9 protein-coding genes are annotated in these 12,344 nt (G+C 62.3%); 4 read left to right on the top strand and 5 right to left on the bottom strand.

What is annotated here, in order from left to right; all coding sequences use genetic code 11:
• Positions 1-88 precede the first annotated feature (88 nt).
• The 4 genes from FGQ61_RS09310 to argS form a co-directional block, all read right to left on the bottom strand.
• Entirely contained in the window at positions 89-538 is a 450-nt protein-coding gene (locus FGQ61_RS09310; protein WP_138375342.1) for a VanZ family protein, read from the bottom strand.
• A gap of 7 nt (positions 539-545) precedes the next feature.
• Complete coding sequence (locus FGQ61_RS09305) at positions 546-1,946, bottom strand: hypothetical protein (RefSeq protein WP_138375341.1); 1,401 nt, start codon at positions 1,944-1,946, stop codon at positions 546-548.
• 313 nt (positions 1,947-2,259) lie between these two features.
• Positions 2,260-4,818: a transcription termination factor Rho gene (gene rho / locus FGQ61_RS09300; protein ID WP_249360974.1), complete on the bottom strand. Its 2,559-nt coding sequence runs from the start codon at positions 4,816-4,818 to the stop codon at positions 2,260-2,262.
• A gap of 529 nt (positions 4,819-5,347) precedes the next feature.
• Positions 5,348-7,201, bottom strand: a complete 1,854-nt coding sequence (gene argS, locus FGQ61_RS09295; protein ID WP_138375340.1) for an arginine--tRNA ligase — start codon at positions 7,199-7,201, stop codon at positions 5,348-5,350.
• A gap of 342 nt (positions 7,202-7,543) precedes the next feature.
• Between argS and FGQ61_RS09290 the strand changes: the two genes are divergently transcribed.
• Both FGQ61_RS09290 and FGQ61_RS09285 read left to right on the top strand, forming a co-directional pair.
• Complete coding sequence (locus tag FGQ61_RS09290; protein WP_138375339.1) at positions 7,544-8,029, top strand: CarD family transcriptional regulator; 486 nt, start codon at positions 7,544-7,546, stop codon at positions 8,027-8,029.
• A gap of 108 nt (positions 8,030-8,137) precedes the next feature.
• Positions 8,138-8,737, top strand: coding sequence for an HD domain-containing protein (locus FGQ61_RS09285; RefSeq protein ID WP_138375338.1), 600 nt, complete (start codon positions 8,138-8,140; stop codon positions 8,735-8,737).
• 70 nt (positions 8,738-8,807) lie between these two features.
• Here the strand turns inward: FGQ61_RS09285 and FGQ61_RS09280 are convergent, their stop codons facing one another.
• Positions 8,808-10,094 (bottom strand): glutamate-5-semialdehyde dehydrogenase, encoded by a 1,287-nt coding sequence (locus FGQ61_RS09280; protein WP_138375337.1) that lies wholly within the window; start codon positions 10,092-10,094, stop codon positions 8,808-8,810.
• A 112-nt stretch (positions 10,095-10,206) separates the two neighbouring features.
• Here FGQ61_RS09280 and FGQ61_RS09275 point away from each other — a divergent pair, with 112 nt between their 5' ends.
• Positions 10,207-11,625, top strand: coding sequence for an alpha/beta fold hydrolase (locus FGQ61_RS09275; protein ID WP_138375336.1), 1,419 nt, complete (start codon positions 10,207-10,209; stop codon positions 11,623-11,625).
• A gap of 154 nt (positions 11,626-11,779) precedes the next feature.
• Positions 11,780-12,344, top strand: a 565-nt coding sequence (locus FGQ61_RS09270) for an IS110 family transposase (protein ID WP_249360973.1), incomplete at its 3' end; no start/stop codon positions are given.

Here is a 12,344-nt window from a genome sequence, read left to right as displayed (position 1 = left end):
GGCATCGACCTGCGCCGATGCCCCCAACGTGGACACACATTTTGTCCTATAAGCCTAAAAAAGGCCGCCTAGGACCAAACAATACGTCCTAGGCGGCTTTTTTGGCGTACATCAGCGACCGTAAGAGATATCGGAGCACAACGCCCGTTGCAGCTCCACAGCAGTCGATCATCACATCGGTGATCATGCCGGCGCGTCCCGGCACAAAGAGCTGAATCGTTTCGTCGATCGAGGGAATCAGCAGCAGGAACACCGCCGTGGGCAGCAGCACGTCAAAGGTGCGCCGGCCCTCAAAATCAAAGGCGTGCGTTGCCAAGATGCCGAGCACCATATACTCGGTAAAATGCGCGCACTTGCGAACAACAAAGTTGGTCACCCATTCATATGGAAGTCCCACGCCGTGCAGGAAACCGCGGATAGCTTCCATGACCGTCAGGCTCAGCGAGCCCGACCCCGAGCCGGGAACCAGCGAATTGCCCCAGATCAAGAGCGCCATCAGGCAGGTTACAACCGCCCATTTTCGATTGATCTTAACCATGCAGAAGTTATGCCTCCGCGCGGAGCGGCGCGAAGCTGGCGGTACCGCCCTCGATAACGCTCAAATAGGCACGGCCCGTACGCTTGGCGGTAGAGGACTGCAGGCGCTCGATCTCTTCCTCGAGGATCTGATTGACGCGCTCGTGACGACGATTTTCCATAATGCCGGCGGCAATAGCCTCGGCCCGCTCGATGCTCTCGCGCGAGATGCGGGCAGTATCCTCGGGGAACACAGCGCTGTGACGGCCGACATAGGCGGGGGCAGCAGGCTGAGGGGCAGCGACGGGAGCGGGGACTGCAACAGGAGCAGGCTCGTCAATCTCATCCAGAATCGCGGTGGCGGCGGCCCACATGTCCTCGTGGCCCGAGTAATCGGCCATGGGGACATCAACCTCGAGCGAGGCGTCCGGAAGGTCGCCGGTGTCGATGCGATCTTGGGCATCAATCGATGCGGTGATGGCTGCAGGCTCATCGAGGTCATCGAGATCGATGTCCGCGGCACCGGAGATGATAGGCATGCTGGCGAGGTTTGCGTTGTACGGCGCAGCCTCAGCCGCCTGCTGCTGGGCAGGAGCGCCCCAAAGCGAGCTTTCGGCGGCACGGCGGGCGGCAACGGCCTCCTCGTCCGCGGCCATGGCTTCATCAACGTACGAATTGTCGGCAGAAGCGCTCGCGTCCGCCGAGGTAGCGCTGTAGGCGTTATTGGCTGCCGCGTTGGCGACGAGCGCCACGAAAGCCGCCGTGCTGCCCGCAGGGGCGGCCTGGGAGCCAGACACGGCGCGTGCCGCGGCGGCGATGTCGTCGCGATTGAAGGAGTCGGTCTGCCCGCCGTTGGTGAGCTCGTCGATGGCGACTTGATAGACGTCGCGCGAGTGTGCAGGGTCGCAGCTCACCGGCGAATCGTCGTCGAGCATACTGTCGATCATGGACCAAGCCTCGTCCTCGTCCATAGCATCTGCAGCTCGAGCGATGGTAGGGACACCATCATCGGCATGACGGCGCTGGAACGCACCAGTCAGGCCGGAAAGGAATGCCGAGGTAGACTGCTCCGCCTGAGCCTGAGAAGCAGAAGCCGCAGCGTAAGGAGTCGCATCCTGCTGCTGAGCTGGAATCGAGGCGGTCTTGAACTCGCTTTGATGCTGATTGAGATTGGCGGCACCGCCCATGGCATCGGGCTGGAACAGACGCTCTTCACGCTGCGCACGATACTCGGAGATACCCAGCGAGGCGGCATAGATACCCACGCCCGCCACTGCGCCCACGGCGAAGGGAACCGCACCCGCCACGACCGTCTCGTTCACCGACGAAAACGGCAGCGTCGCGGCATACATAACCACGGGAGCGGCAAGGCCGATCCCGCACGAAAGTCCGGCAAGGACTGCTCGTTGTGTTGCATCAGAAGAAGCCATGAGCTCTCCCCATCTTCCAGCACCCAAATCGCATCATTCAGTTGGCTGCGCGAGAGAAGATGAAGCGGGGCTATGCCCCAAAGCAACGGTATATGGTTCGTTTCATCTGCGTTTTCCGTCGCGAAGCTTAAAAGCCATTATGCGAAACCGCCCTGTCGATTGCAAGCGACGATGTCGGATTGAAACGGGAAACCTGCTGCTTGCAAGTCTTATGGTCAAAAATAAGTGCGAAGCGGCGATATAGAAAAGGGCCGAGGCTCAAAGCCCCGACCCTTTATCGCATTGATGATTAACGCTGCGTGTGGATTACAACCTAGAACGTCTGCTCGTAGTCGCTGTGCTTTTTGGCCGAACGCACCAGGAACTCCTGGTTGGTGTTGGTGCCCTTGAGACCCTTGATAAACGATGCGGCCGCGCGCTCGGTGTTGTTCATGCCGGCAAGAATGCGACGTAGACCAAAGACAAACGGACGCATCTGCTCGTCGACCAACAGGTCCTCGTTACGCGTACCGGAGGCAACGGGGTCGATAGCCGGGAAGATGCGGCGATCGGCTAGGTCGCGGTCGAGCTTAAGCTCCATGTTGCCGGTGCCCTTGAACTCCTCAAAGATGACCTCGTCCATCTTGGAACCGGTGTCGATGAGGGCAGAGGCCAGGATGGTGAGCGAGCCACCGTTCTCGATATTACGGGCTGCGCCCAGGAAGCGCTTGGGCGGATACAGGGCCGCCGAATCGACGCCGCCCGAAAGGATGCGGCCTGAGGCGGGCGCCGCCAAGTTGTAGGCGCGGGCAAGACGCGTGATGGAGTCGAGCACCACCACGACATCGCCGCCCAGCTCCACGATGCGCTTGGCGCGCTCGATGACGAGCTCTGCCACACGAGTGTGGTTGTCGGCGGGCATATCGAAGGTCGACGCCACAACCTCGCCCTTGATGGAACGCTGCATATCGGTAACCTCTTCGGGGCGCTCGTCGACGAGCAGGCAGATGAGGTGCACCTCGGGGTTGTTAATCGAGATAGACTGGCAGATCTTCTTGAGGATTGTGGTCTTGCCGGCCTTGGGCGGGGACACGATCAGGCCACGCTGACCCTTGCCGATCGGCGACACGATGTCGATGGCGCGACCGGTAATGGAGTCCTTGCCATGCTCCATGCGCAGCGGCTCGTTGGGATAGACCGGGGTGAGGTCACCGAACTTGGGGCGGTTGCGAATCTGCTCGGGGTCTAGACCGTTGACGGTCGTGATTTTGGCGAGGCCGGCGCGCTTGTCGCCGCCGCGCGAAGGACGAAGCGAGCCCTCGATGACGTCGCCCGTGCGCAGACGCGCGGAGCGGATGAGGTAGGCGGGGACGAAGGCGTCGTCGTTGGACTTCATGTAACCGTGGGCATGGATGATACCGGAGCTGTCCGGACGAATCTGCAGGATGCCCTTGATGTCGCGGAAGCCCTCGGCCTTCGCGGCGGTGACGTAGATTTCCTCGACGAGCTCGGCTTTCTTCTTGCCGGTCGTCTCGATCTCGAACTCTTTGGCCTTCTCGCGCAGTTCGGCGACCTTCATGGCAGCGAGCTCCTCACGCGAAAGCGTGGGCTCGGTGGGGGCGGCGTTGCGCTCCTTGTTGCGCTGTTTGCGATCGCGCTGGCGGTTGCGACGGTCGTTGTTGCGCTCGTCCTTGCGCTCATTGCGCTCGTCGTTGCGCTTGTGCTGGCGACGGTTGGGGCGAGCGCCGTCTTCGGCCTCGGCGGGCGCGGCGCCATCGGTTGCGGCGGCGTCGGCATTGGCCGCAGCGGCGTCATTGCCCTCGGCGCCGGAATCGACTTGCGCTTCGACATCAGCCTGCTGCTCGGACGCCTTGGCCTTAGCGGACTTCTTACGACCGCGCTTGGGCTTCTCGGACGCAGGCCGTTCGACGTCCTGGGGCTCGGCGGCATCAATCGATGCATCGGCGGTCGTCTCGCCGGAATCCTCGGACGCACCCTTCTTGGCAGCCTTGGCCTTGGACGTGCGCTTAGCAGCAGTACGATGGCTGCGACCAGGACGGACATCGGCGGGAGCGGCCTCGGAAGTCGTAGCATCCTGGACGGGCGCGTCGGCGGCGGTTGCAGACTCGGCGGTCGCCGCAGCAGCACGAGCGGCTGCAGCTGCGGCTGCGGCCTTCTCTGCCTCGACGAAGGCCTTGGGCTTGCGACCGCGACGGTGCGGGCGCAAAGCCGGATCGACAACGGGAACTTCGCTGGCCTCGACAGGCGCAGCGGGCTCAACAGGCGATGTGCCCTCCCCTGCCGCGGAACGGACCGAAGCCTCAGTGAGCTCGGGGGTTACCTGATCGGCAACCTGCTCGGCCTTAGCAGCCGTGCGACGGCGTGTGCGCGGTACCGGCTTCTCGGTCGGCTGGTCGGCGACAGGGGTCTCGGTGGCGGCAGGCGTCTCGGGCACAGACGGAGCTGCAAGCTCGGTCAGAGCCGCGGCCTCGCGCTCGGCAGCACGACGGCGGGCGCGCACCACCTGAGCCTCGCTAATCTGCGCCAACGCACGTGCCTGCGCGACCTCATCGGAAATCGGCGCCGAGGAGTCAGCTGCAACGGTGCGCTTGACGCGCGTCGTGCGCGTGGTACGGCGCTTGGGCTTGGTGACCTCCTCGCCGTCAGCAGCAGGCTTGGCCGTGCGGCGCGTACGCTTGGGCTTTGCCGGAGCAGCCTCCTCACCAGTTGCAGGCACGGCCTTCTCAGCCGTTGCAGGCGTAGGCGTCGAAGCAGCCTTAGGCGTCTCAGGAGCCGAGGCATGCGCGGGCGCCGCGACCTGGTCCGACGCAACCAGTGCAGCGGGAGCGGCTTGCGTCGTCGTTATTTCGTTTTCTTGCTGTTGATCAGACACAGTGTTTGCTCAACTTTCTTTTCAAGCCCTGTGATCACATGCTCCCTGCATAAACCTTCAGGGCGGCTAAACAGTCTAGTTCCGTTCAAAACGACGGACATCATTGATCTGTATCGAGATGATTGCGTCATATACGCAGCGTTAGTGTAACACAACCGCAACCACCTGCAACTTAGTCATTGGGAACGCTCTTAAACGACTAGTCAAAAGGGGCACTCTTTGGTTTACCGCCCACAAATCTGACTGCCTCCGCCAAAACTATGGCGGTTTACTACGATGAATCGCTCAACCGCGACCACTCCGAAACTTGTTGAACTAAAACCGCAGGTAGATGCCCTGCACTTTTTTGCGAAAAGCCGGCGTGGTTGGAATTTCTCATATTCATCGTAGTAAACCGGCATAGTTTCGTATTTCCAGCAGTTCCAAATTCGTCAATACGTCGGCGTTTGCAAAAAGCCCGACCTCCGCATGGAGATCGGGCTTATAGGGCTCAGCAAAGCCGAACCTACACGGTTAAATGACCCGCAGCTTACATCTGCTCGGGAGCGGAGACACCAACAAGGGTGAGCACCAGGGCGAGCGTCACGCGGACGGCATCGCAAGCGGCCAGACGGGCACGCGAAAGCTCGGGGTCGACGGGACGGCCCTCGCTCGGCAGCACCTGGCAGGCAGCGTAGAAGCTGTGGAAGTCGCCGGCAAGCTCCTCGGCAAAGTGCGTCAGACGGAACGGGGCGCGGTCGCGAGCGCAGCTGGCGATGAGGTCGGTGAGCTCGTTGAGCTTACGCGAAAGGGCAAGCTCGGTCGGGTCGGTCAGCAGCGAGTAATCGACGTTCTCGCCGATGGCCTTCTCGGCGACGGCCTTCATGCCCATCTCGTCAGCCTGCTCGGGCGTAACGTCGGCGGCACGGCGCAGGATGGAGCACACGCGGGCGTGAGCATACTGCACGTAATAGACCGGGTTGGAGTTGTCGCGCTTCTTAACGGCCTCAATATCGAAGTCGACCATCTGGTTGGAGCTCTTGGAGATGAGCGTGTAGCGAGCGGCATCGGAGCCGACCTCGTCGACGAGCTCCTGCAGGGTCACCATGGTGCCCTTGCGCTTGGACATTCGGACGGGCTTGCCGTTACGCAGCAGGTTGACGAGCTGGCCCAGCAGAACCTCAAACTTGCCGGGATAGCCAAGGGCGTCGCAGACGCAGCGGACGCGCTCGATGTAGCCGTGGTGGTCGGCACCCCAGATGTCGATGACGTGGTCGACGCGCTGGAACTTATCCCAGTGATAGGCAACGTCGGAGGCGAAGTAGGTGTACTCGCCGTCGGACTTGATCAGGACGCGGTCCTTGTCATCGCCCAGGTCGGTGGAGCGGAACCACAGGGCGCCGTCCTTGGTGTAGAGGTAGCCCATCTTGTCGAGCTTCTCAAAAGCGCGGTCGACGGCGGAGGTGCCGGCGGTCTCACCCTCGGTGTCCTTCACATACAGCGAACGCTCGGAGTACCAACGATCGAAGTCGCAATTGACGGCGTGGCAGAGGTCGCGCATGTTGTCGACCATCTTCACATAGCCGCGCTCGCGGAAGCTCTCCATACGCTCCTGCGGGTCGGCGTCGACCCACTTATCGCCGTCGGTGCGCCAGAACTCGGCAGCCTCGTCGATGATGTAGTCGCCGCCATAGGAGTCCTTGCCCAGGGTCTCGGCAAAGTTGTCCTGATACGGATGGGTCTCGGGGTGCTCGTCGTTCTCGTCGGCAACAAAGGCGTCACGGTCGGCGATCAGTAGCTTGTGAGCCTCGTCGATATCCACGCCCTGCTTGGCGATGATGTCGGCAAGCTGCATATAGCGCGTGCTGATGGAGTTGCCGAAGGTGTTCATCTGAGAGCCGTGGTCGTTGATGTAGAACTCACGCTGGATGTCGTAACCGGCGTGGTCCATCACACGGCAGAGCGAGTCGCCCAGCGCGGCCCAGCGGCCGTGGCCGATGTGCATGGGGCCGACGGGGTTGGCGGAAACGAACTCGACCTGGGTCTTCAGGCCACCACCGACGTTGGACTTAGCGAAGTCCATGCCCTTCTCGCGAGCCTCGCCAAAGATGGCATTCTTGACGGCAACGGAGAGGTAGAAGTTGATGAAGCCGGGGCCTGCGATCTCGACCTTCTCGATCGCGGGGTCCTCGGGCATATGGGCAACGATGGCCTCGGCGATCTTGCGCGGGGCGCAGTGGGCCAGCTTGGCGGACTTCAGGGCCATGGTAGAGGTCCACTCGCCATGAGAAGTGTCAGCCGGTCGCTCGATAGCGCAATCGTCAAGTTCAAATGCGGAAAGGTCGCCGGCCTCCTGGGCCGCAGCAAGCGCAGCGCGTACCAGCTCTTCAATCTTCTCGGGCATAGATCCTCCTTGTGTTAAAGCCCCCGAGCTCTTGGTCACTCGTAGGGCAAAAGCCAGAGTTTGTAGCACTCTATCACAAGCGACGGGCACTGTCGCAGGGTAAAGCTAATAGATATTGCATATGCACAAAATTGACTACAGCTTGTATGGAGTCACTCAAAGATGCCGGTCTGCCTGCAGATTATGCAAGCGTTGAAAATGCATAAAGGTGTGAATGAGCTGCGTCTGTTATCGAATACTCTTACCTATCGGAGTTGTGTGCTTTTCCTGCATAAAGTAAGGGTTTGCGCACGTCAGCGTGTTATTCTAGTCATACGTAAATTCGTATAAGTTGGAGGTAGCATGTTCTCAATCGGTCAACACGTCATTCATCCGGGCCAGGGAGTCTGCACCGTCGTCGGTTTTAGGGACGACACGCCGCAGCCCATGCTGCTGCTCGAGACCAAGCAGGGACATGCGCAGACGATCCTCATGTACCCCGTAGCGCAGGCCGACCGTTTGCACGCCGCCATCTCTCAACAAGATGCCGAGCACCTGCTGAGCCACTACGACGAGCTGGAGTGCGACACCTTTACCGAGCGCAACAGCTCACTTGAGGAGACGCACTTTAAACAGCAGCTCAAGCTGGGCGCGCCCGAGACGGTCCGCGTGGCAAAAACCATGATGCACCGCATTCGCCAGGCCGAGAAAGCTGATAAAAAGCCCAGCTCCTACTACATGCGCGTACTCAAGGAAGCCAAGCGCCGCTCCATCGAGGAGTTCGCCGTGGCCCTTGGCGTCACCGAGGAGGACGCTGAAGCCCGCCTAGCCCAAGCCGCCCTCAACTAACCCATCCGCGCCAAAAACCACCACAAAGGGGACAGGCACCTTTGTGGTGGTTTTCTTGTTCTAGTAGTATTCATTCTTATCGATACCCACGAGCACAAGGAGTCTCCTATGGCAGAGCCGCTTACCGCCGGAATCACCCGCGACCGCGCGTTCGAACTGCTCAACGAGCACAACAAGGACCCGTTCCACATCACCCATGGCGAGACAGTCGAGGGCACTATGCGCTACTTTGCGCGCGAGTTCGACCCCGAGAACGAGGAGTTTTGGGGCATCGTCGGCCTGCTGCACGACCTGGATTGGGAGGAGCATGAGGACGACCCCATGAACCACACCATCTATGCTGCCGAGATTCTTAAGGGCGAAGGTGCGTCTCCCGAGCTCATTCGCGCCATCCAGACGCACACGTCCGACTTTAATACCTCGCTGCCCAAACCCGAGCTGCAGATGGAAAAGATCCTGTTTGCCTGCGATGAGCTCACCGGCCTGATCGGCGCTGCAGTCATCATGCGCCCGAGCAAGAGCGTTATGGACTTTACGACCAAGTCGCTCAAGAAGAAGTTCAAGGACAAGCGCTTTGCCGCCGGCTGCTCGCGCGACGTGATTTCGCAGGGCGCCGAGATGTTGGGCTGGGAGCTCCCCGAGCTCTTTGACCGCACCATCGCGGCCATGCAGTCCTTCGCCCCCGACCGCGATACCTTCCAGGCCTAACCGCCCACGCCACCTAAAACCACCACGAAGGGGACAGGCGCCTTTGTGGTGGTTTTCGTTTACGAGGGGTTTAGGGGCGGACCTGGCCGGTGCCGCGGAGCTTGTATTTGTAGGTGGTGAGGGCCTCGGCGGCAAAGGGGCCACGGGCGTGGAGCTTTTGGGTCGAGATGCCGATCTCGGCGCCCAGGCCAAACTCGCCGCCGTCAGTGAAGCGAGTGCTGGCGTTGGAGTACACGGCCGAGGCATCGACCGCATCCAGGAAGCGCTCGCAAGCATCCGTATCCTCGGCAACGATGGCCTCGGAGTGCATCGTGCCGTAGCGGTTGATGTGTGCGATGGCCTCGTCCTCGTTTGCCACGACCTTCACGCTCATCTCGAGCGCCAGGTACTCGCGACCCCAGTCCTCCTCAGTCGCGGCGACGTAGTTGTCGCCCTCGGCAAGCCCGGCGTCGGCGCATGCGGCGCACGTGGCCTCGTCGCCGTGAATGAGCACGCCGTGGTCGTGCAATACAGCAACGACCGCAGGCAAAAACGCATCGGCCACAGCACGGTCGACCAGCAGCGACTCGGCGGCATTGCACACGCCTACGCGCTGGGTCTTGGCATTAACGATAATGTTGAGCGCCTTATCAAAGTCGGCGGATTCATGCACGTAGATGTGGCAGTTGCCCGTGCCCGTCTCGATCACCGGCACAAGCGACTCGCGCACGCAGCGCTGGATCAGGCCTGCACCTCCGCGCGGAATGAGTACGTCGACAATACCGCGGAGCTTCATGAGCTCGCCGGTGGCCTCGCGGTCGGTGGACTCGATCATCGACACGGCCTCGCGCGGGAAGCCCTTGGCCTCGAGCGCATCGGCCAGCAGCTCGGCGATCATGGCACACGAGTGATAGGCCAGCGAGCCGCCGCGTAGAATGCAGGCGTTGCCGGTACGGATGCAGATGCCTGCGGCGTCGGCCGTCACGTTGGGGCGCGCCTCGTAGACCATGGCGACCAGGCCCAACGGCACGCTCACGCGGGTCAGGTCCACACCGCTCGCAAGCACGCGGTGGTCGAGCACGCGGCCGACGGGATCGGGCAGCTCGGCGAGCTTCTCCAAACCGGCGGCCATGCCCTCGACGCGCTCAGGCGTCAGCAGCAGACGGTCGAGCAGACCGGCTGAAGTGCCCGCATCGCACGCGGCGGACATATCGAGCTCGTTAGCGGCGACGATGGAGTCGACACCGTTGCGCAGTGCTGCGGCCATGGCGCGCACGGCCTCCTGACGCTGCTCATCGCTCGCCGTGGCAAGCGAGGCCGACGCTGCCTTGGCGGCAACGGCAAGATCGTGGACATACGTGGCTATATCGACCGACATGGGCGGCCCTTTCTCCTAGAAGTTTGCAACCATGGTAGCCGATTTGCGCATGGCCTCGCCCGCGGCGGTAGAATTGGTCAACCCGAAACACCGCAACGAACGGAAGACTCACATGGCCCTCATCACTTCGTACCACGTCCCCAGCCTTTACGTCGAGGACCACAGCATCGACGTCCCCCTTGACTGGCGCGGCCTGGAGCCGATGCTCCTGGCCGTCGGCAGCACCATGCGCCGCGGCGCCATGCCGGCACCAATCGCCGGCGCGCCCGAGAGCATCAAGCTCTTCTACCGCGTGGTTTGCGCGCCCGACCGCATCAACGACGATCTGCCGCTGCTCCTGTTTTTGCAGGGCGGCCCCGGCGGCGAGAGCCCGCGTCCGCTGTCGCCCACAAGCGACGGCTGGATCGAGGAGGCCGTCAAGCACTTCCGCGTGGTCCTTCCCGACCAGCGCGGCACCGGACGCAGTTGCTGCGTGGACGGGCGCACGATTGCCGCACTGGGCGAGCGCGCGACGGCGGCCGGCTCCGATGCCGCACGCTCGCAGGCTGACTTCCTCAAGCGCCACCTCGCCAGCTCCATCGTGCGCGATTTTGAGTACCTGCGCCTGGTGGGCTTTGGCGGCAAGCCCTGGGTCACACTCGGGCAGAGCTACGGCGGCTTTTTGACGTTGAGCTATCTGTCGCTCTTCCCCGAAGGCGTGGCGGCGAGCTTTACCTGCGGCGGCATTCCACATGTGCCAGCGAGCGCAAGCGAGGTCTACGCGCACACCTTCCCGCGCATGGCGGCCAAGACTCAGCAGTATTACGACCGCTACCCCGCCGACGTCGAGCGCGTGGCGGCACTGGCCGATGCGCTCGAGGCCCAGAAGCCCGTGCTGCCCGACGGCTCACCGATGACGGTCGAGCGCCTACAGCTCATGGGCAGCGACTTTGGTATGAAGCCGAGCTTTGAGCGCATGCATTGGATTGTCGATCACGCTTTTGCCGACGGCGACGGCACGCTGGCCTGCGGCGCCTCGGTATCTGACAGCTTTTTGATGCGCGCCTTCGAGCGCACCAACACGCGTACAAACCCGCTGTACTGGACACTGCAGGAGTTCATCTACGCCGACGGCGACACTATGCCCATTGGTTGGGCCGCGGCCGAAGAGAAGGCACACCGCGCCGAGTTCGACACCCTCGCGCGCCCGCTCATGTTTACCGGCGAGGCAATGTTCCCGTGGATGTTCGAGCAGATGCCCGAGCTCAAGCCCTTCAAACCCGCCATGGACCTGCTGATGGAAGACACCAGCTGGGACAAGATCTACGACCCGCAGCGACTGGCGTGCAACGAGGTGCCGCTCCAGGCCGCGGTGTATTTCGACGACATGTACGTCGATTCGGGCTTGCAGCTCGATACGCTCAGCCGCGTGGGCGACTCGCATGCCTGGGTGACCAACGAGTTCGAGCACGACGGTCTGCACGGCAGCGTGGTGTTCAAGCACCTCTTCGACGAAGCCCTCAACCGCGGAGACCTGCGCCGGATCTTCTAGCAAAGGAGTGTCCCCACCTGCCGGCACAGACGATATGAGCAGGACATAAAAACATTGAGAGCCCCTGCTGCATGAAAGACCGCGGATTAGGCCGACAATGGTGAGTGTCTAATTCAGCCGCGGCAGCCACGCCGCATTCATGGAAGGGGCTCCCATGCTCGATACTACCACCTTCGTCGGCCTCGACGTCCACGCCCGTTCGATAAAGGCCGTCTCCCTCGACGTCATGACCGGGGAGGTGCGCTGCGCGACCTTCGGCTACGACGCCGGCGCCGTCGCGGGGTGGGTCCGCTCCGTGGACCCTAAGGCCAGGTGCGTGTACGAGTCCGGGGTCACGGGATTCGACCTGCAGAAGAGGCTCTCCGGCCTTGGGGTCGACTGCGTGGTCGGCGCCGTCTCGAAGATGATCAAGCCCAGCGCGGACAGGCGCAGGAAGAACGACCGCAACGACGCCGAGTTCCTCGCCCGCATGCTGTCGGTCGGCAACGTGGTCGAGGTGTGGGTCCCCGACGACGAGTGCGAGGCCGCCCGCGACCTGACTAGGGCGCTCGAGGACGCGAGGGACGACCTCTCGCGCTCGAAGCAGCGGCTCTCCAAGTTCCTGCTCAGGCACGGGCTCGTCTTCGACGAGAGGACGCCCACCGGCCGCAGGAAGGGCAACTGGTGGATTGGCTACACTGATGTGGACAGTTCCGGGAGGGGCGCAGGAGACGGGAGGG

Source organism: Collinsella aerofaciens (assembly GCF_005844325.1).
Classification (GTDB): Bacteria; Actinomycetota; Coriobacteriia; order Coriobacteriales; family Coriobacteriaceae; genus Collinsella; species Collinsella aerofaciens_G.
The sequence above is the reverse complement of the archived record's forward strand: the minus strand, read 5'-3'. Positions and strand labels throughout refer to the sequence as shown.

Coding starts and splice junctions, on each gene's coding strand:
- FGQ61_RS09285 (WP_138375338.1), top strand. CDS start 8,138: ATGGCAGAGCCGCTTACCGCCGGAATCACCCGCGACCGCGCGTTCGAA.
- FGQ61_RS09305 (WP_138375341.1), bottom strand. CDS start 1,946: ATGGCTTCTTCTGATGCAACACAACGAGCAGTCCTTGCCGGACTTTCG.
- FGQ61_RS09290 (WP_138375339.1), top strand. CDS start 7,544: ATGTTCTCAATCGGTCAACACGTCATTCATCCGGGCCAGGGAGTCTGC.
- FGQ61_RS09280 (WP_138375337.1), bottom strand. CDS start 10,094: ATGTCGGTCGATATAGCCACGTATGTCCACGATCTTGCCGTTGCCGCC.
- FGQ61_RS09310 (WP_138375342.1), bottom strand. CDS start 538: ATGGTTAAGATCAATCGAAAATGGGCGGTTGTAACCTGCCTGATGGCG.
- FGQ61_RS09275 (WP_138375336.1), top strand. CDS start 10,207: ATGGCCCTCATCACTTCGTACCACGTCCCCAGCCTTTACGTCGAGGAC.
- argS (WP_138375340.1), bottom strand. CDS start 7,201: ATGCCCGAGAAGATTGAAGAGCTGGTACGCGCTGCGCTTGCTGCGGCC.